This is a genomic window from Bradyrhizobium sp. ISRA436, from assembly GCF_029910015.1.
GTDB lineage: Bacteria > Pseudomonadota > Alphaproteobacteria > Rhizobiales > Xanthobacteraceae > Bradyrhizobium.
In genome coordinates this window covers 7,023,116-7,041,469 of sequence record NZ_CP094519.1, presented here as the reverse complement: position 1 = coordinate 7,041,469, position 18,354 = coordinate 7,023,116, and the positions used below count along the sequence as shown (strand labels likewise).

At 65.0% G+C, this 18,354-nt stretch carries 17 protein-coding genes; 12 read left to right on the top strand and 5 right to left on the bottom strand.

Annotated features, from left to right (window positions below):
- Nucleotide 1: 1 nt before the first annotated feature.
- From MTX23_RS32730 to MTX23_RS32685, 10 genes are all read left to right on the top strand, one after another.
- Nucleotides 2-1,657 (top strand): nitrite/sulfite reductase, encoded by a 1,656-nt coding sequence (locus tag MTX23_RS32730; RefSeq protein ID WP_280974199.1) that lies wholly within the window; start codon nucleotides 2-4, stop codon nucleotides 1,655-1,657.
- Nucleotides 1,644-2,159, top strand: coding sequence for a DUF934 domain-containing protein (locus MTX23_RS32725; protein ID WP_280974198.1), 516 nt, complete (start codon nucleotides 1,644-1,646; stop codon nucleotides 2,157-2,159). Before MTX23_RS32730 ends, MTX23_RS32725 begins: the two co-directional genes overlap by 14 nt.
- Nucleotides 2,156-2,887: a phosphoadenylyl-sulfate reductase gene (locus MTX23_RS32720; protein WP_280974197.1), complete on the top strand. Its 732-nt coding sequence runs from the start codon at nucleotides 2,156-2,158 to the stop codon at nucleotides 2,885-2,887. The genes MTX23_RS32725 and MTX23_RS32720 overlap by 4 nt, the downstream gene beginning before the upstream one ends.
- A 259-nt stretch (nucleotides 2,888-3,146) precedes the next feature.
- The gene (locus tag MTX23_RS32715) at nucleotides 3,147-4,136 is read left to right on the top strand and encodes a sulfate ABC transporter substrate-binding protein (RefSeq protein WP_280974196.1); all 990 of its coding nucleotides are present in this window, start codon (nucleotides 3,147-3,149) and stop codon (nucleotides 4,134-4,136) included.
- Between the two features lie 87 nt (nucleotides 4,137-4,223).
- Nucleotides 4,224-5,009, top strand: coding sequence for a sulfate ABC transporter permease subunit CysT (cysT, locus tag MTX23_RS32710; protein WP_280978298.1), 786 nt, complete (start codon nucleotides 4,224-4,226; stop codon nucleotides 5,007-5,009).
- Nucleotides 5,010-5,020: 11 nt separating this feature from the next.
- Nucleotides 5,021-5,983, top strand: a complete 963-nt coding sequence (gene cysW / locus MTX23_RS32705) for a sulfate ABC transporter permease subunit CysW (protein WP_280974195.1) — start codon at nucleotides 5,021-5,023, stop codon at nucleotides 5,981-5,983.
- Complete coding sequence (locus tag MTX23_RS32700; protein ID WP_280974194.1) at nucleotides 5,973-7,022, top strand: sulfate ABC transporter ATP-binding protein; 1,050 nt, start codon at nucleotides 5,973-5,975, stop codon at nucleotides 7,020-7,022. Before cysW ends, MTX23_RS32700 begins: the two co-directional genes overlap by 11 nt.
- 191 nt (nucleotides 7,023-7,213) lie before the next feature.
- Nucleotides 7,214-7,711: a CAP domain-containing protein gene (locus MTX23_RS32695; RefSeq protein ID WP_280974193.1), complete on the top strand. Its 498-nt coding sequence runs from the start codon at nucleotides 7,214-7,216 to the stop codon at nucleotides 7,709-7,711.
- 111 nt (nucleotides 7,712-7,822) lie between these two features.
- Nucleotides 7,823-8,986, top strand: a complete 1,164-nt coding sequence (locus tag MTX23_RS32690; protein ID WP_280978297.1) for a DUF3734 domain-containing protein — start codon at nucleotides 7,823-7,825, stop codon at nucleotides 8,984-8,986.
- Between the two features lie 12 nt (nucleotides 8,987-8,998).
- Nucleotides 8,999-9,787, top strand: coding sequence for a 3-hydroxybutyrate dehydrogenase (locus tag MTX23_RS32685; protein WP_280974192.1), 789 nt, complete (start codon nucleotides 8,999-9,001; stop codon nucleotides 9,785-9,787).
- Between the two features lie 93 nt (nucleotides 9,788-9,880).
- Here the strand turns inward: MTX23_RS32685 and MTX23_RS32680 are convergent, their stop codons facing one another.
- The gene (locus MTX23_RS32680; RefSeq protein WP_280974191.1) at nucleotides 9,881-11,272 is read right to left on the bottom strand and encodes an oligosaccharide flippase family protein; all 1,392 of its coding nucleotides are present in this window, start codon (nucleotides 11,270-11,272) and stop codon (nucleotides 9,881-9,883) included.
- A 116-nt stretch (nucleotides 11,273-11,388) separates the two neighbouring features.
- Nucleotides 11,389-12,228, bottom strand: coding sequence for a protein-disulfide reductase DsbD domain-containing protein (locus MTX23_RS32675; protein WP_280974190.1), 840 nt, complete (start codon nucleotides 12,226-12,228; stop codon nucleotides 11,389-11,391).
- A gap of 136 nt (nucleotides 12,229-12,364) precedes the next feature.
- Between MTX23_RS32675 and MTX23_RS32670 the strand changes: the two genes are divergently transcribed.
- Nucleotides 12,365-13,015, top strand: coding sequence for a YqgE/AlgH family protein (locus MTX23_RS32670; protein ID WP_280974189.1), 651 nt, complete (start codon nucleotides 12,365-12,367; stop codon nucleotides 13,013-13,015).
- A gap of 148 nt (nucleotides 13,016-13,163) precedes the next feature.
- Here MTX23_RS32670 and MTX23_RS32665 read toward each other — a convergent pair whose 3' ends face one another.
- Complete coding sequence (locus tag MTX23_RS32665) at nucleotides 13,164-14,051, bottom strand: TauD/TfdA family dioxygenase (protein WP_280974188.1); 888 nt, start codon at nucleotides 14,049-14,051, stop codon at nucleotides 13,164-13,166.
- Between the two features lie 177 nt (nucleotides 14,052-14,228).
- A complete protein-coding gene (locus MTX23_RS32660; protein ID WP_280974187.1) occupies nucleotides 14,229-15,008 on the bottom strand; it encodes an SDR family NAD(P)-dependent oxidoreductase in 780 nt (259 codons plus the stop codon).
- Nucleotides 15,009-15,191: 183 nt separating this feature from the next.
- Between MTX23_RS32660 and MTX23_RS32655 the strand changes: the two genes are divergently transcribed.
- Nucleotides 15,192-15,926 (top strand): SDR family oxidoreductase, encoded by a 735-nt coding sequence (locus MTX23_RS32655; RefSeq protein ID WP_280974186.1) that lies wholly within the window; start codon nucleotides 15,192-15,194, stop codon nucleotides 15,924-15,926.
- A 395-nt stretch (nucleotides 15,927-16,321) separates the two neighbouring features.
- On the opposite strand, the gene MTX23_RS32650 is transcribed toward MTX23_RS32655, so the two are convergent.
- Nucleotides 16,322-18,016, bottom strand: a complete 1,695-nt coding sequence (locus tag MTX23_RS32650; protein WP_280974185.1) for an SGNH family hydrolase — start codon at nucleotides 18,014-18,016, stop codon at nucleotides 16,322-16,324.
- Between the last annotated feature and the right edge of the window lie 338 nt (nucleotides 18,017-18,354).

Below are 18,354 nucleotides of genomic sequence, written 5' to 3'. Positions count from 1 at the left end.
CATGTATGCTTATGACGAACTCGACCGCACGCTCATCAACGAGCGCGTTTCGGAATTCCGCGACCAGGTGAAGCGCCGGCTCTCCGGCGAGCTCACCGAGGACGAATTCAAGCTGCTGCGGCTGCAGAACGGCGTGTATTTGCAACTGCACGCCTACATGTTCCGCGTCGCGATCCCCTACGGCACGCTGTCCTCGAAGCAGCTGCGCCGGCTCGCCCATGTCGCGCGCCGCTACGACCGCGGCTACGGCCACTTCACCACGCGGCAGAACATCCAGTTCAACTGGATCAAGCTCGCCGAGCTGCCGGATGCGCTGGCCGATCTCGCCGAGGTCGGCATCCATGCGATGCAGACCTCCGGCAACAACATGCGCAACGTCACCTCGGATCAGTGGGCCGGCGTCGCGCCAGGCGAGATCGAGGATCCCCGCATCTGGTCGGAGCTGCTGCGCCAGCACACCACGCTGCATCCGGAATTCTCGTTCCTGCCGCGCAAGTTCAAGATCGCGATCACCGCCTCCGAACACGACCGCGCCGCGATCAAGATCCACGACATCGGGCTGCGCCTGCACAAGAATGCCGACGGCGAGACCGGCTTCGAGGTGCTGGTCGGCGGCGGCCTCGGCCGAACGCCTTTCATCGCCAAGTCGATCAAGCCGTTCGTCCACGGCCGCGACATTCTGAGCTATGTCGAGGCGATCCTGCGCGTCTACAACCAGTACGGCCGCCGCGACAACATCTACAAGGCGCGCATCAAGATCCTGGTGCACGAGCTCGGCGTCGAGAAGTTCGCACGCGAGGTCGAGGAGGAATGGCAGCAGATGGGCGATGTCGGGCTCACGCTCGATCGTGCCGCCATCGAGGAGGTCCGCTCCCGCTTCTCCTATCCGACCTACGAGAAGCTGCCGCACATGCCGGACGAGCTGAAGCGGGCCGCGCATGATCCGCTGTTCGAGCGCTGGCGCAAGAACTCGGTGGCGCCGCACAAGGTGCAGGGCTATTCCATCGTGACGCTGTCGCTGAAGCCGGTCGGCGGCCCGCCCGGCGATGCCACCGCCGAGCAGATGGATGCGATCGCCGACCTTGCCGACAAATATTCGTTCGGCGAGATCCGTGTCGGCCACGAGCAGAACCTGGCGCTGCCGCATGTCGCCAAGCGCGATCTGCCGGCGCTGTTCAAGGCGCTCGACCGGCTCGGCCTCGCGACGCCGAACGTCAACCTCGTCACCGACATCATCGCCTGCCCGGGACTGGATTACTGCTCGCTGGCGAACGCGCGCTCGATCCCGATCGCGCAGGAGCTGACGCGGCGCTTCGCCAACCATGACACCGCCGACCTGATCGGCCGCCTGCACATCAACATCTCCGGCTGCATCAATGCCTGCGGCCATCACCATGTCGGTCATATCGGCATTCTCGGCGTCGAGAAGAACGGCGAGGAATTCTACCAGATCACCATCGGCGGCCGCGCCGACGAGAACGCGCAGATGGGCACGCTGATCGGCCCGGCCGTTCCGTTCGCTGAAGTGGCCGACGTGATCGAAGACATTGTTGAAGCCTATCTCGCGCTGCGCGACCGTCCCGAGGAGCTGTTCGTCGATACGGTGAAGCGTCTGGGCGTCGAGCCTTTCAGGGAGCGCGTCTATGCCACTCGTTAAGAACGGGCGGATCACCACCGATCTCTTCGTCCATGTCGCCGACGGCGCCGAGCTGCCGGGTGACGGGGCGATCCTAGTCACGGCGGAGCGGTTCCTCACCGATCCGGAGGCGCTGCTGCGCCACTCCGGCAGGACCGGCGTGGTCTGGCCGAACAACCGCGATCTCGACGAGCTGGTACCGTATCTCGATCGTCTCGCGGTGGTCGCGCTGGTGTTCCCGACCTTCCGCGACGGCCGCGCCTACAGCCAGGCGCGTCTGTTGCGCGAGCGTCACGGCTATGACGGCGAGCTGCGCGCCACAGGCCAGGTGCTGCGCGACCAGTTCGTGTTCATGACGCGCGCCGGCTTTGACGCCTTCGAGGTGAAGAAGGAGGCGGATGCCGATGCCTTCGCCGAGACCATGAAGCGCTACTCGGTGTTCTACCAGCCGACCGGTGATGGCCGCGTCACCGCGCTGAACCGCCGCATGCAGCAGCGCCACTCGGAGAGCGCCGGCCAGTGAGCATAGTCGCACCAGAGTTGACGTCGCCGCCGCGCGGCACGTTGCCATCGGCCGATGCGCTCAATCAAGCGCTGCGCGCGGCTTCGCCCGCCGAGGTGATCGCCACGGCGCTGAAGACGGTCGGTCGCGAGCGCTTGGCGTTGGTGTCGTCGTTCGGCACCGAGTCCGCCGCGCTGCTCAAGGTGATGGCGGACGTCGATCCGTCGATCCCCGTGGTGTTCCTCGACACCGGCTGGCTGTTCGAGGAGACGCTCGCCTACCGCGACACGCTGATCGCAACGCTCGGCCTCACCGATGTGCGCTCGATCAAGCCGCTCGAAGAGACGCTGTCGCGCGAGGATCCCGACCGCGAGCTGTGGTTCACCGATCCCGACGCTTGCTGCCGGATCCGCAAGGTCGAGCCGCTGGCGCGGGCGTTGAAGCCGTTCTCGGCCTGGATCAATGGCCGCAAGCGGTTCCAAGGCGGTGCCCGTGCCGACATCCCGGTCGTCGAGGACGACGTTACGCGGCTGAAGTTCAACCCGTTTGCCAACGTCTCGCGCGAGGAGATCGAGGCGATCTACGCGCTTGGCAAGCTGCCGCCGCATCCACTTGTCGCATCGGGTTATCTCTCGGTCGGGTGTATGCCTTGCAGCAGCCGGTCCGCACCCGGCGAGGATGCACGCGCCGGCCGCTGGCGTGGCCGGGCGAAGACGGAATGCGGCATCCATACGGCCAAGATTTCGTAGAGCATGATCCAGACCCCGAGAGCCGCGCTAGCGCAAAGTGTGAAGCGGTTTGCCTCGCGACAAGCGCAAGGCGTTTGCGCGGAGATCATGCTCAAACGAAGCGTCACACGACAAAGACTTCGTAGCGCGACGGGTCCGTAGCACAGCTACGCTGCGCGGCCGCAAACAATGAAAAGCGGTTTCGTTGACTTAAGGCCACTTCACCGCGAGTTATGTCCGGGCGTGTTCCCCGACATTCTCGGGTTGAATGGAGACAGAAATGATCCGTCGTATCCTGCCGCTGGTCGCGGGATTGCTGTGGGCAAGCTCGGCTTTCGCCGCCGACTATTCGCTGCTCAACGTGTCCTATGATCCGACGCGTGAGCTCTACGTCGACTTCAACAAGGCATTCGCCGCGGCCTATCAGAAGGAAACCGGCAAGACCGTCGAGATCAAGCAGTCGCATGGCGGCTCCGGCTCCCAGGCGCGTTCTGTGATCGACGGGTTGCAGGCGGACATCGTCACCCTGGCGCTCGCCTACGACATCGATGCGATTGCGGCGAAGGGCCTTGTCGCTCCCGATTGGCAGAAGCGGCTGCCGCTCAACGCCTCGCCCTACACCTCGACCATCGTGTTCCTGGTGCGCAAGGGTAACCCGAAGGGCATCAAGGATTGGGATGATTTGATCAAGCCCGGCGTTGCCGTGATCACGCCGAACCCGAAGACGTCGGGCGGCGCGCGCTGGAACTATCTGGCCGCCTGGGGCTATGCGCAGAAGAAGTACGGATCGGTCGAGAAGGCGAAGAAGTTCGTCGCCGATCTCTACCAGAACGTCCCCGTGCTCGACACCGGTGCGCGCGGCTCGACGGTGACCTTCGTCGAGCGCGGCGTCGGCGATGTCCTGCTTGCGTGGGAGAACGAAGCCTTTCTTGCGCAACGCGAATTCGGTCAGGACAAGTTCGAGATCGTGGCGCCGCCGCAGTCGATCCTCGCCGAGCCGCCCGTCGCGGTGGTCGATAAGGTTGCCGACAAGAAGGGCACCCGCGCCGTCGCCGAAGCCTATCTGAAATATTGGTACACCAAGGAAGGCCAGGAGGTCGCCGCGCGCAACTCGTATCGGCCGCGTGATCCCGAGATCGCCAAGGAGTACGAAAAATCCTTCGCCAAGGTTGAACTTTTCACCATAGACGACGTTTTCGGCGGTTGGACCAAGGCGCAGAAAGACCACTTCGCCGAGGGCGGCATCTTCGATCAGATCTACAAGAACTGATCGGCTGACCCGAAGCACTGGCCAACAGGGGGATATGTGAGCATAGCGGTCGCACGGCGCAGCACCTTGCCGGGGTTCGGTCTCACCATGGGACTGACCCTGACATGGCTGTCCGTCATCATCCTGATCCCGCTGGCCGGCCTGTTCCTGAAAACCTTCGAGCTCAGCCTCGATCAGTTCTGGGGCATCATCACCAGCCGCCGCACCCTGAGTGCGTTGAAGATTTCGTTCGGATTGTCGTTTGCCGCGGCCTGCGTCAATCTGGTGATGGGCACCATCATCGTCTGGGCGCTGGTGCGCTACCGCTTTCCGGGCCGGCGGCTGTTCGATGCCATCGTCGACATTCCGTTCGCCCTGCCGACCGCGGTTGCCGGCGTCGCGCTGACGCAGCTGTTCGCGCAGAAGGGCTGGCTCGGCGCACCGCTCGCCGAACTCGGCATCAAGGTCGCGTTCACGCCGATCGGCATCTTCGTCGCGATGATCTTCATCGGCATCCCCTTCGTCGTGCGCACGGTGCAGCCGGTCTTGATCGATCTCGATCCCGAGATCGAGGAGGCCGCGGCAAGCCTCGGAGCCAATCGCTGGCACACCGTGTTCCGCGTCATCCTGCCGAGCCTGATCCCGGCACTGCTCACCGGCTTCGCGCTCGCCTTTGCCCGCGCCATCGGTGAGTACGGCTCGGTGATCTTCATCGCCGGCAATCTGCCTAATGTCTCCGAGATCGCGCCGCTCCTGATCGTGATCCGGCTGTCCGAATTTCGCTATGCCGACGCCACCGCGATCGCGGTCGTGATGCTGGTGGCCTCGTTCCTGATCATCTTCCTGATCAACCGCCTGCAGCGCTGGGCCCAAGCCCGCATTCCCGTGCATTGAGGGACCCCGCGATGTCGTTGCAAACGGGATTGGTCTCCTCGACGCCGCAGTTGCGGACCTACGCGCCCGCGACCGACGTCAGCGTGGCGGCTCCGGCGCCGCGCCTGGAGATCACTCGCGCGCAGCCGGTCACCGCGCCGCGCAATCTGCGCACCGAGCCGGGACCGGTGCGCTTCATCATCATCGCGCTCGCGTTGACCTTCCTTGGCGTGTTCGTCGTGCTGCCGCTGGTCGTCGTATTTGCCTCGGCTTTCTCGAAGGGCATCGGCGCTTATCTAGCCGCACTGGCCGAGCCCGAGGCGCTGGCGGCGATCTGGCTGACGCTGCTGGTCGCTGCGATCTCGGTCACGCTCAACCTCGTGTTCGGCGTGATCGCGGCCTGGGCGATCTCGAAATTCGAGTTCACCGGCAAGACCTTCCTGATCACTCTGATCGACCTGCCGTTCTCGGTCTCTCCGGTGATCTCCGGCCTCGTCTTCGTGCTGCTGTTCGGCGCGCAGGGCTACTTCGGCCCGTGGCTGCAGGCGCACGACGTCCATATCCTGTTCGCGGTGCCGGGCATTGCGCTGGCGACGGTGTTCGTCACCTTCCCGTTCGTGGCGCGCGCGCTGATCCCGCTGATGCAGGAGCAGGGCACGCAGGAGGAAGAGGCGGCGATCTCGCTCGGCGCGTCCGGCCTGCAGACCTTCTTCCGCGTCACACTGCCCAACATCAAATGGGGCCTGCTCTACGGCGTCCTGCTCTGCAACGCGCGCGCGATGGGCGAGTTCGGCGCGGTGTCGGTGGTCTCGGGTCACATCCGCGGCGAGACCAACACGATGCCGCTCCTGGTCGAGATTCTCTACAACGAATATCAGTTCGTATCGTCGTTCGCGATCGCGTCGCTGCTCGCGATGCTGGCGCTGATCACGCTGGTGGTGAAGACCATCCTCGAGCGGCGGCTGGATGAAAATGAGGCGCCCGATGGCGATTGAAGTCAGGAACATCGTGAAGAGGTTCGGCAGCTTTGCCGCGCTCGACAATGTCGATCTCAAGGTCGCCGACGGCGAGCTGTTGGCGCTGCTCGGGCCCTCCGGCTCCGGCAAGACGACGCTGTTGCGGATCATCGCCGGTCTGGACTGGCCAGATACCGGCGAGGTCACGATCGACGGCGAGAATGCGTTGACCCGCGGCGCCAGTGAACGCCAAGTCGGCTTCGTGTTCCAGCACTACGCGCTGTTCCGCCATATGACGGTGTTCGAGAACGTCGCCTTCGGCTTGCGCGTGCAGCCGCGCGCCATTCGCAAGGACGAGGCGACGATCCGCGCCCGCGTCAAGGAGCTGCTCGATCTGGTGCAGCTCGATTGGCTCGCCAACCGCTATCCCAGCCAATTGTCCGGCGGCCAGCGGCAGCGCATTGCGCTGGCGCGCGCGCTCGCGATCGAGCCGCGGATCCTGCTGCTCGACGAACCCTTCGGTGCGCTCGATGCCAAGGTGCGCAAGGAGCTCAGGCAATGGCTGCGCTCGCTGCACAACGAGATCCACGTCACCTCGATCTTCGTCACGCATGATCAGGAGGAGGCGCTCGAGGTCGCCAACCGCGTGGTCGTCATGGACAAGGGCCGGATCGAGCAGATCGGCTCGCCCGGCGACGTCTATGACAACCCGGCGACCGCCTTCGTGCACGGCTTCATCGGCGAATCCATCGTGCTCCCGGTCGATGTCGGCGGCGACGCGGTGCGGCTGGATGGCCGTCCGCTGAACCTCCTGGCCCATGGTGTGGCGCCGGGCGCGGCGAGGCTGTTTGTCCGCCGCCATGACATGGCGATCGGTCCGGCAGGAGCCGGCGCGCTGGAAGGCGCCATCCGGCATGTCCGCTCGTTCGGCCCGATCCAGCGCGCCGAGGTCACGCTGGCCGGGAGCGAGGGCAAGACCGTGATCGAGATCGACGCTCCCCGCGATCGCGAGCTGCGGGCCGGCGACATCGTCTCGCTGCAGCCCCGCCGCTACCGGATCTTTGCGGCCCCGCGGTAGCCCCTAGTCATTCCGGGGCGCGAAGCGAACCTCAGATGCGCAATTGCGCATCGGGGAATCTCGAGATTCCGGGTTCGATGCTACGCATCGCCCCGGAATGACGGCGTTGAGACGGCCAAAAATCAACCCCTGTTCACCATTCAGCCACGGTTGGCATGCAACAACGGCCCTCCAACCTTGGGGGGGTCTCAGTGAAACGGACGATCGTCGCCCTTTTCGGGCTTCTGGTGCTTGCCGGCTGCGCCGTTGAGACCAAGATCCCGGAAGAGCCGGCCATGTATATGAACATGGCTCAGCCCGGCGCGGTTCTGGACACCCAGGCGGCGGCGATCATGTTCTCCCAATACCGCCAGAACAACGGGCTCGGCACCGTCGTGGTCGATCCGGACCTGGTCAGGCTTGCCGAGCAGCAGTCGCAGGCGATGGCCGCCCGCAACAAGATGGATCACGACGTGAAGGCCCCGCTCGGCAAGCGGCTGGAGGCCGGGGGGTATCCCGCGACGGTCGCGGTTGAAAACATCTCCGCCGGCTACCACACGCTCGCGGAAGCATTTTCGGGTTGGCGCGATTCACCGCCGCACAAGGCCAACATGCTGAAGAGCGGTGTCACAAGGATCGGCATTGCAGCGGTCTATGCTCCGAACACCAAATACAAGGTGTTCTGGACGCTCATTCTCGCGGCAACCTGATCTCGATAAATTCCGCGTGATCCAACGTCGCATCTGACCGATTGACGCCGCGGCGAACAGCCGCCACGGTGTGGCCGAAGTCATTCCCTGACCGAACGGTTTCGAATGAACATGTCGGACTCCGCGCCAGCCTCTGCGCCGGCGCATGCGCAGCGCGTGCTGGTTCTCCAGGGCGGCGGTGCGCTCGGCTCCTACCAGGCCGGCGCCTTCCAGGCTCTCTGTCACGCAGGCTTCGAGCCGGAATGGATCGCGGGCATCTCGATCGGCGCCATCAATGCCGCGATCATCGCCGGCAACGAGCCCAACAAGCGGGTGCCGCGCCTGAAGGAATTCTGGGAGATGGTGTCGTCGCCGGTGCCCTGGAATCCGGTCTCGAACCATGAGCGCGCCCGCTCGCTGTTCAACGAGACCAGCGCCGCGATCATCGCGACCTTCGGCGTGCCGGGCTTCTTCACGCCGCGCATTCCGCCGGCGCCGCTGTGGCCGCCCGGCAGTTCGCAATCGCTGAGCTATTACGACACCGCGCCGCTGAAGAAGACGCTGGAGCGCCTGGTCGATTTCGATCGCATCAACGATCTGAAGACCCGCCTGTCGGTCGGCGCGGTCGGCGTCACCTCGGGCAATTTCCGCTACTTCGACAATTACGAGTTCAAGAAGCTCGGCAAGAAAATCGGTCCGGAGCACATCATGGCGTCCGGCGCGTTGCCCCCGGGCTTTCCCGCCGTCGTCATCGAAGGCGAGTATTACTGGGACGGCGGCATCGCCTCCAACACGCCACTCGATTTCGTGCTCGACGGGGAGGTCAACCGCGATCTCCTGATCTTCCAGGTCGACCTGTTCAGCGCGCGGGGCCAGCTGCCGGAGACGTTGCTGGAAGCCGCCGAGCGCGAAAAGGACATCCGCTATTCCAGCCGGACGCGGATGAACACCGACAAGAACAAGCAGATCCACAACGCCCGCATGGCGGTGCGCGACCTGATCAGCAAGCTGCCGGACTACCTGAAGAACGATCCCTCGGTCGAGCTGTTGCGCAAGGCCTCGAAGGAGAACACTGTCACGGTGGTTCACCTGATCTACAAGAGCAAGAACTACGAGACCAATTCCAAGGACTACGATTTCTCCCATGTCGCAATGGTCGAGCACTGGAACGCCGGCGTCCGCGACGTCCATTTGTCGATGCGTCACAAAGAATGGCTAGAACGGCCGCAGTCCGGGGAAACGATGGTGACTTACGACCTCACGGGGGACGAACCCAAGTCCCGTGAAAGCAGATAGGAGCGAATAAGAATGGGTACGCTGACAGACAAGACCGCCGTTGTGACAGGCTCGACCAGCGGCATCGGATTGGCTTATGCGCGCGCCTTCGCCGGCGCCGGCGCCAACATCGTCCTCAATGGCATGGGCGTTCCGGCCGACATCGAGAAGGAACGCTCCGGCATCGAGACCGATTTCAAAGTGAAGGCCGTGCATTCGCCAGCCGACATGACCAAGCCGGCGGAGATCGCCGAAATGGTTGCGCTCGGCGAGAAGACCTTCGGTTCGGTCGACATTCTCGTCAACAATGCCGGCATCCAGTTCGTCTCGCCGATCGAGGAGTTTCCGCCGGAGAAGTGGGAAGCGATCATCGCGATCAACCTGTCGTCCGCCTTCTACGGCATCCGCGCCGCGGTGCCCGGCATGAAGAAGCGCGGTTGGGGCCGCATCATCAACACCGCCTCGGCGCATTCGCTGGTGGCCTCGCCGTTCAAGTCGGCCTATGTATCGGCGAAACATGGCATCGCCGGCCTCACCAAGACGGTCGCGCTCGAGGTCGCGCAGCACAAGATCACCTGCAACTGCATCAGCCCCGGCTATGTCTGGACGCCGCTGGTCGAGCACCAGATCCCGGACACGATGAAGGCGCGCAACATGACCAAGGAGCAGGTCATCAAGGACGTGCTGTTGGCTGCGCAGCCGACCAAGGAATTCGTGACCTCGGAGCAGGTCGCAGCCCTCGCGCTGTTCCTGTGCAGCGACGATGCCGCGCAGATCACCGGCGCCAACCTCTCGATCGACGGCGGGTGGACCGCGGAGTAGTCCTTCCGCGCGAACGGACGCGGGATCTGTCAGCTACGCGCAGCCGGCTCTGATTGGATCAGGGCCGGCTTTCGCTTGTGGCCGGCAGAAAAGCTATGGCGCTGGCCGCGCCTTTCCGAAGGCCAGCACATGCAGTCCGAGGCGGGAGCGCACGACGTAGAACAGCAGGATCGTCTCGAATGTCAGCGACATCGAGGTCGACGCCGCTGCGCCCATGCCGCCATAGCGCGGCACCAGCGCGAAGCACAGCCCGACATTCATGAGGAAGGCCACGGCGTAGGCGGTCGCGCAGATGCGCTGTTGGCCGAGCATGTTGAGCAGCCGCTCCACCGGCCCGATCGCCGAGCGCACGACGAGCCCGATCGCGGCGACCAGCATGATGTCGTAACCGCCCACGAAATTCCGGCCGAACAGCCACAGTAGCGGCTTGCCGAACGCCAGGAGGGTGACCGTCGCAAGCAGCGAGGGCCAGAACGTCCAGTTGATCGCGTGCGCGACATAGGCCGACAGCCGGTCCTTGTCGCCGAGTGCGTTGTATTCGGCGAAGCGGTGCGCCGTCGTTGCGGACATCGCGTAATGGATGAAGGAAACCAGCGCGAGCGTCTTCACCACGGCAAAGTAGATGCCGACCTCCTCGGAGGGGCGGAACTGCTGCAGCATCAGCACGTCGGTGTAGGACAGCAGCATATAGAAGCTTTCGACCAGCAGGATGGGCAACGAGATCGCGAGCCAGCCCCTGACATCGTAGGCCTTCTCGCCGGGTTCGATATGCGCGGCGAGGCGGCGGTTCAGCACGATCATCTGGCCGATCGCGGCGATGTACACCGCCGCCGCGCTCGCGGCCATCGCAGCGGTTGCGCCGAGGTGAAGGCCGAGCGCCAGCGCCCCGGCAGTGAGCCCGATGATCAGTCCCTGGCGCACGATGAACTGCGGCATCAGGCCGAGCTGCATCCAGTCATGCGCACGCGAGATTCCGTCCTGCGTGTTGGCGACGACGAAGGGCGGCAGCGTCAGGCAGCCGATATAGAGCGGCACGATCGTATTGGCGTCGATCCAGGGCGACAGCAGCCGGATCAGACCCGCGAGCAGCAGCGCCACGACGGTGGACGCGCCAAGGGTCATCCAGCGGCTGCCGGAGAGGAAGCCGCGCAGCAGGGCGTGGTCGCCGCTGGTGCGGTACTCCGGGATGATCTTCTGCGCAGAGGCCGCGATACCGAAATCCATCGTGCTGCCGAGCAGCAGCACCCAGGTCCAGACATAGACATAGATGCCGTAGTCCGAACCGCTCATCCAGCGCGCCAGCAGGATCTGCGCGAGATAGGCAATGGCGGCGCTGATCACGCGGATGACGAAGATGGTGCCGGCGAGCCGTTTGGTGACGGAGGCCTCGTTGGTTCCGCCAAGCATGCGCGAGGTGACGCTGCGCAGGCGTGCGATCGGGCCTGACGGCGCAGTGGTTGCGGACTGGGTATCCATCACGGCCAAAGCAGGAAATTCCTGAAACGCCGCGAGGCGGCGGCAATGGTCCGATCTATCAACGAAACGTTAAGATTGGGTTGGGCACGGGCACCGCACCCCCCGCCGCGGAACGACCGCTCGGGTCAGTTCAAATTGATGTTGAACTCGTAACTTTTGTCGCCGCCGACCAGCGTCAGTTTCAGCGCGGCGCCTTCCGGGTTGGCGCCGGGGGGCAGGCCGTCGAGTGCGAAGGCAAAGCGCTTCACCCCGGGCGGGGAGTGCTCGACCAGCTTCGGCACCGGCAGTGTCCAGTCGGGCGTCGGCCCCTCAACGAACAGGCTGACATCCTTGGTCTCGGGCGCCGTGACATCGACCAGCACGTTGTTCCCGTTCCGCTTGACGTCGCGGATCGTGATCGGGTTGGGATCGCCGATATTGGCGGGCTTCGGCACCGCGTTGAGGGCCTCCGACAGCGCGCCGTCCTCGGTGCTGGCGACGCTCGCGAACGCCAGCTCGGCCTTCGCTTCCACGGGTACGCAGAGCTTCTCGCACACCGCATAGTTGATGTCGGCGCGCAGCGTCAGCGGCTTGTCAGGATTCTTGGCGACGATGCGCAGCGGCAGCACCACCTGATGCTTGTAGCCGAGCGAGGTTCCGCCGGCGCCGTCGTCGAATTGCCGTGGTGCCGGCCACATCACGGTCACGGCCTCGACATTGTCCGACTTCGAGAAGTCGAACCTTGGCGGTACCCCGGAATCGCCGGGCGTCCGCCAATAGGTCTTCCAGCCGTCCTGGAGCTGGAAGGCGATGCCGCCGAGCAGCACCGCACCGCTGCGCGATCCCGCCAGCAGCCTGACCGCGGAATGTGCATCCTGCTGCCATGGCGAGGCGTCGTCGGCGCGAACCTGCGTTGCCATGCATGCGACGGATAAAATTAAGGCGGCAAAGCCAAATGCGGTCCGTAATGGAACTATTACGATCATGAGACGTCTTTACCTGCAACTTTCGTTGCAAACCATTGAATTGCTTGTGATGCATTGCCGCGCGCGGCGCGGAGGTTGATTGACAGAACCGCCACCCAATATCAGGATGGCGGATCAGCAGGAAAGGCCTCTGCCGATGAGCCCTGAAGGCAAAACACGCAAGACCGCCACGGGTAGAAGCGCCGGCATCGGTCACAACGCAGCCGATGATGGCTACCTTGATGGGCAGTTGCTGATCGCGATGCCGGTGATGAGCGACCCGCGCTTCGAACGCTCGGTGATCTACCTGTGCGCCCACTCGTCCGAGGGCGCCATGGGCATCATCGTCAACCGCCCGGCGGGCAGCATCGACTTCCCCGGGCTGTTGGTGCAGCTCGACATCATCAAGAAGGCGGACCAGATCAAGCTGCCCGAGAATGCCGAGATGATGAAGGTGATGAAGGGCGGCCCGGTCGACACCGGCCGCGGTTTCGTGCTGCATTCTAGCGACTTCTACATCCAGGATGCGACGCTGAACATCGACGACGGCATCTCGCTGACAGCGACCGTCGACATCCTCAAGGCGATCGCCAAGGGCGCCGGTCCGAGGCACGCGATCCTCGCGCTCGGCTATGCCGGCTGGGCGCCGGGTCAGCTCGAGAACGAGATCCAGCACAATGGCTGGCTGCACTGCGACGCCGATCCGGATCTGATCTTCGGCGACGATGTCGACGAGAAGTACGCGCGCGCGTTGCGCAAGATCGGCATCGATCTCGGCATGCTCTCGAACGACGCCGGGCACGCGTAGCTCGTACGCCGCTCGCTCCGTGTCATGCCCCGCGGAGGCGGGGCATCCAGTACGCCGCGGCCCGTCCGCAAACCACAAATGTCCTAGAATACTGGATCGCCCGGTCAAGCCGGGCGATGACGGCATGGATATTGCGGCGTCGGCGCGCTTATGCCGCCGCGTCCTGCGCCACCGTCGGCGCCGTTCCTGCCACCGTGGCGCGGCGCATGTCGCGGGGTTGCGACTGGTCGTAGCGGCGGACGCGGTGCACGGTCTGCCGGTTGTCCCACATCACGAGGTCATGCACGGTCCATTTGTGCACATAGACGAACTCGGGCTGGGTGGCGTGCTCGGTGAGATCGCGCAGCAGCAGCCGCGCCTCCGGTACGCTCATGCCCTTAATCGCGCCGGCGTGGGATGAGAGGTACAGCGACTTGCGGCCGTGCACCGGATGCGTGCGCACCAGGCGCTGCAGCACCGGCTTGAACATCTCCTTCTCCTCGTCAGAGTAGTCGAGGAAGCCGAGCGAGCCGCGCGAATACATCAGCGAGTGCTCGCAGATCAGGTCCTCGATCTCCGCCTTGGTTTCGTCGTCGAGCGCGTCATAGGCGGCGCGCATGTCGGCGAATTCAGTGTTGCCGCCCTTCGGGTTCACCACGCGCGCCGACAGCAGCGAGAACTTGGCCGGGATGGCGCGGAACGAGCTGTCTGAATGCCACAGGCAGTTGCCGAGGTTAAACAAATGAGTGCGGTGATCCTTCGGCAGCGGCTTACCGTCCTTGCCGAGATTGGACACGTCGTTGAGCCCGGAGGAGAGGCGATAGTCCTCCTTCTTGGTCACCGTGCCGCCGCGGGATTTTTCCCGCTCGCCGAAATTCAGCGCAAAGGCGAGTTGCTGCTCGTCTGATATGTCCTGGCCGTGGAACACCAGCACCGCGTACTTGTCCATGCCGGCCTCGATGTCGATCGCTTCCTGCTTCGTCAGCGGCTTGCGCAGATCGACGCCGGATACTTCGCCGACGAAATGCTTGTGAAGCTGCCGGATCAGGACCGTCATGGCGCATCTCCCCGTGCGTTGCGGGCGGCTTTCCCGCTTTCGTTGGCGGGAAGGCTACTCCCGGCGCGCGCCCTGTCAACGCATCGTACCGCATGCGGGGTTGCGCAGATTTGTGTCTGCGATGTCTTCCGGCGTTGAAGCGCCGGGCGGCTCGCGCTCTGAGCTATGGCGCCCGCATCAAGCGTTCCTGGCCATCAGGCCACCGTCCACCGGAATAACGGCGCCGGTCAGGAAGGAGGCGGCGGGCAGGCATAGGCTCAGCGTCATATGCGCGACCTCTTCCGGATCGCCGTAGCGGGCGAGCGCGGTGCGGCGCTTGGCGTAGATCGTCTTGTGCTCCTCGGAGATGCGGTCGGTGATCCCGGTGCGGATCGGTCCTGGGCAGATGCAGTTCACGGTGATGCCTTCGCGCCCGAGTTCCACCGCGAGCGAGCGGGTCAGGCTGGTGACGCCGCCCTTTGCCGCAGAGTAGGTGCTGTGCAGCGCGGTCGCGCCGAGCGCTTCGGTCGAGGCGATGTTGACGATGCGCGGCGAAGCCGACTTGCGCAGATATGGCAGCGCGGCGCGGATGATGCGCGGATGCGCCGTCAGCATCACCGCGATGCCCTTCGCCCAGGCGTCCTCGTAAGCGGGATCGTCGATCGGCACGCGCACCGAGATGCCGGCATTGTTGACGATGATGTCGAGCCCGCCGAAATGCGCGGCAACGTCATTGACAACCTTCGTGATCGCGTCGCGGTCGGCAACGTCGAGCACCCAGGCTTTTGCCGAACCGCCCGCCGCGGTGATCTCGTTGGCCACGGCCTGCGTGCCTTCCGCCGTGAGGTCGGTGACCGCGACATTGGCGCCTTCATCGGCGAACACGCGTGCGGTGGCGCGGCCCATGCCGCTGGCGGCGCCGGTGACGAGGACGGTGAGGCCCTTCACCGAACGGCTGAGCTGCTTGAATTCGGACATGATCGTACTCGCGGAAGGATGCTTGATGCGTTGTGAGATCGACAAGGCTGGCACCGATCCGCAAATACGTCAAACCGGTGATCGGATCCGAGCGCGTCGGCAGCGCATTAACGCAAGTCCGCCGGTGGCTTTTCGAAAAGGATCAAGCTCAATCAAGAAAACAGCAAACGGGAGAGGAACGCGATGAACGAACTCGATTTCTCAGGCAAGCAGGTGTTGGTGGTCGGCGGCTCCAGCGGGATCGGCAACGGCATCGCGCAAGCGTTCCGCGCCAAGGGCGCGCGCGTCGCCGTCTGCGGCACGCGTGCGCAGGCGAGCGATTATGCCGCCGAGGACGGCTCGCAGCTCGAAGGCCTCGCCTATGCGCAGCTCGATGTCAGCAATCCGCAGGCGATCGACGCGTTCAAGCCGTCCTTCGACCGGCTCGACGTGCTGGTGCTGGCGCAAGGCGCGGTGATTTACCGCCGTGGGGAATTCGCGATGGATGGCTTCCGCAAGGTGATGGAGGTCAACCTGATGAGCCTGATGGCCTGCGCGACCAAATTCCATGACATGCTCAGCGCGAGCAAGGGGGCGCTGATCATCGTGAGCTCGACCGCGGCCTATCACTCCACCATGGGCAATCCGGCCTACAACGCCTCGAAGACCGGTGCGGTCGGGTTGACGCGCACGCTCGGCGAGGCGTGGGCCGAGGACGGCATCCGCGTCAACGGCATCGCGCCCGGCCTCGTCGACACCAAGATGACCAAGGTGACGACGGCAAATCCGAAGCGTCTCGAAGGCGCGCTCGAGCGCATTCCGCTGAAGCGCCTCGGCACGCCTGCCGACATGGCCGGCGCTGCGCTGTTTCTGGCCTCGCCGCTGGCGTCCTACATCGTCGGTCAGACCATCGTCGTCGACGGCGGGCTGATCCTATAGAGCGCAATGAATTTGGATCGAATCGGTTCGGCCACCTCTCCCCGACGGGGAGAGGTCGATTTGCGCAGCAAATCGGGTGAGGGGCCGCGGCTCCAACGAGAGACCGTAGTCCCTCACCCGGCGCTGCGCCATAGCCGAAGCAGCGCTTCGGCGTTCTCTTAAGGACGGCCGCCGAAGGCGGCCTATGCCTCTCCCAAGGGAGAGGTGAACCGCCGCCGCTCCATCTCAACCCAATCTCATCGGGCTCTAGGAGGTGGCGGGTTGGCAACGCGCAGCCCGCCACGACTGAGCTCACGCGTCAGAGTTCATCGGCGGATTTGCCTTCGACTCATCCGCCCTGCAATTTTCCATCAATCGTACGGGTGAGCGCGTCGCGCGGCGTAACCGCCACACGCTTACTGCACGGGGTTGCGCGGCGGCACCGACGCGGATCGGCCGACATTGGCTGGCGGTCGTGGCGGCCGTGGCGGCGTCACCAGCGGGCGCTGCTGCGGCGCGCCAAAACCGAAGAACTCGCGGAACCAGGGCTGAGGCTGCGGCGGCGGTTGCGTCTGGACCGGACGGAACACCCGCTTCGGCTTGTGCGGTGCCGTGATGATCGAGCCGTCGGGCGCGATCGCCGTGGTCGTGGGCGGCGGATTGGCCGGCGTCGCCGGTGCGGCCGGCGTGGTCGCGGCGACCGGCACGTCCCCCTTCGCCGGCTCGCGTTCGATCTCGCGCCGCGGCCAGATGAAATCGTCGGCGCGGCCGGCGGGCGGCGCCAGCGCCTCGCCCTTCACCAGCGTGCGCGCGGCGAGCGGATCGACGGCGGCGGGCCGCGAGCCCGGTCCGCCGAGCAATTGATCGGTGCCGACCGAGGAGGCGACCAGGGGCAGCACCGGTCCGGCCAGCGGACGCGGCGCGGGCTTGCCGGGCTCGGCGCTGGTGTCCGGCGTTGCAGGTTCGTTCGGCAGCGCGATCGGACCCGAGCGTGCGGCTAGCAGGCGGTTGATCTCGCGCTCGACATAATGGGCGAGCTTGCGCGCGCCGGCCTTGGTGAAGAACACGCCGTCATAGGTGCGCAGCACGCGGATCTGGCCTTCGAAGTCGGGGCCCTTCTGCAGGTAGCGGCCGGACTCGTCGACGAACCCGTCCCAGACGTCGACATAGGTGATGCCGGCCTTGCCGGCCGCGTCGCGATAGAGCGCGTCGAGGAACAGCATGTCCGAGGTGCCCTTCTGGCCGCGGATCGCGGGCAGGCCGACCCACAGCACCGGCACGCCCTTGCTCTTCAGCACGTTGATCATCTCCTCGATCTTCTTGCTGTAGAGCTCGACCCAGCGCTCGTCGCGGAATTCGTAAAGGCCGTTCGGCGAGCGCGCGGTCTTCGCGGGCACGGCCTGTGCTGCGTCGCTCTCATCGTCGGGCGACAATTCGGAGTCGGTCGGCTTGTCGTCAGGCTTGGCTGCGGAGTCCTGCTTGGCATCGCCGGGCTTCGCGTCCGGCTTGGCGCGCGCGTCTTTCTTCTCGTCCTTCTTGTCGGCCTTCTTCTCCGCGACAGGTTCGCGGATCGCGGTGCGGTCGCTGAGGCCGAGCATGACGACGATCGCATCGGGATTCTCGTTGGCGAGAATGCCCTTGGCGGCGGCGGCCCAGTCCGCGGGCTCGCCCTTGGGCTGATAGCGGATCAGGCCCGACACCGTCTTGTGCTTGCGGATCACGCCCATGTCGGGCTGGTCGGAATAGGCATCCTCGAGGCCGTAGGCGAGCCAGTCGGCCATGGCGTCGCCAAGCACCAGCACATTGCGCTCGGCCGCAGCCTCCCGCTTGGCCGGCGGCGGGGCGCGTGAGAAATCCTCGCGCGGCCGCTGCGGCTGGGCCTGCTGCGGCGGTTGATGCTGGAACGGTGCGAAGAAGTCCGACCCGAACCAGCCGCCCCCGCCGCGGTGTTGCGGGGCCGGGCGCTGGGGCGGTCCGCCGAAGCCCGGGAAGTTGAAGAACTGGGCCGAGGCGGGGGCGGCGAGGCCGAGCAACAGCACGATCGCGACCGTCAGCGCGACCAGCGGGCCGGCTTCGGTGAAGATGCGCAAAAAGGATCTCGGCTTCGGCATTGAATTTCGGTCGCGATCAGCTGGAAGTGCCCAGCATATTAGCGGAATCGGGCCGCAAGCGGGCAGCTTTTCCACCATAAATCGGGCTTGTCCGGCCGCCGTCAAGGCGCGGGGCGGATAGCTGATTTCAGGGTTACTTTTGGAGGCGGGGAAAGTCCGAAGGTGTCGCCGCGACGATGGTGCACTCCCTCTCCCGCTTGCGGGAGGGCTTGGGTGGGGGTGTTGCCGCAACGAGGCTTTCGAAAGGGTCTTTGAGCGGAGGAAGCCCCCACCCGTCGTGCTCTTCGAGCACGGCGACCTCCCCCGCACGCGGGAGAGGTGGAGAGCGCCCGTGAACC

Coding starts and splice junctions, on each gene's coding strand:
- MTX23_RS32730 (WP_280974199.1), top strand. CDS start 2: ATGTATGCTTATGACGAACTCGACCGCACGCTCATCAACGAGCGCGTT.
- MTX23_RS32725 (WP_280974198.1), top strand. CDS start 1,644: ATGCCACTCGTTAAGAACGGGCGGATCACCACCGATCTCTTCGTCCAT.
- MTX23_RS32715 (WP_280974196.1), top strand. CDS start 3,147: ATGATCCGTCGTATCCTGCCGCTGGTCGCGGGATTGCTGTGGGCAAGC.
- cysT (WP_280978298.1), top strand. CDS start 4,224: ATGGGACTGACCCTGACATGGCTGTCCGTCATCATCCTGATCCCGCTG.
- cysW (WP_280974195.1), top strand. CDS start 5,021: ATGTCGTTGCAAACGGGATTGGTCTCCTCGACGCCGCAGTTGCGGACC.
- MTX23_RS32700 (WP_280974194.1), top strand. CDS start 5,973: ATGGCGATTGAAGTCAGGAACATCGTGAAGAGGTTCGGCAGCTTTGCC.
- MTX23_RS32690 (WP_280978297.1), top strand. CDS start 7,823: ATGTCGGACTCCGCGCCAGCCTCTGCGCCGGCGCATGCGCAGCGCGTG.
- MTX23_RS32685 (WP_280974192.1), top strand. CDS start 8,999: ATGGGTACGCTGACAGACAAGACCGCCGTTGTGACAGGCTCGACCAGC.
- MTX23_RS32675 (WP_280974190.1), bottom strand. CDS start 12,228: ATGATCGTAATAGTTCCATTACGGACCGCATTTGGCTTTGCCGCCTTA.
- MTX23_RS32670 (WP_280974189.1), top strand. CDS start 12,365: ATGAGCCCTGAAGGCAAAACACGCAAGACCGCCACGGGTAGAAGCGCC.
- MTX23_RS32665 (WP_280974188.1), bottom strand. CDS start 14,051: ATGACGGTCCTGATCCGGCAGCTTCACAAGCATTTCGTCGGCGAAGTA.
- MTX23_RS32660 (WP_280974187.1), bottom strand. CDS start 15,008: ATGTCCGAATTCAAGCAGCTCAGCCGTTCGGTGAAGGGCCTCACCGTC.
- MTX23_RS32655 (WP_280974186.1), top strand. CDS start 15,192: ATGAACGAACTCGATTTCTCAGGCAAGCAGGTGTTGGTGGTCGGCGGC.
- MTX23_RS32650 (WP_280974185.1), bottom strand. CDS start 18,016: ATGCCGAAGCCGAGATCCTTTTTGCGCATCTTCACCGAAGCCGGCCCG.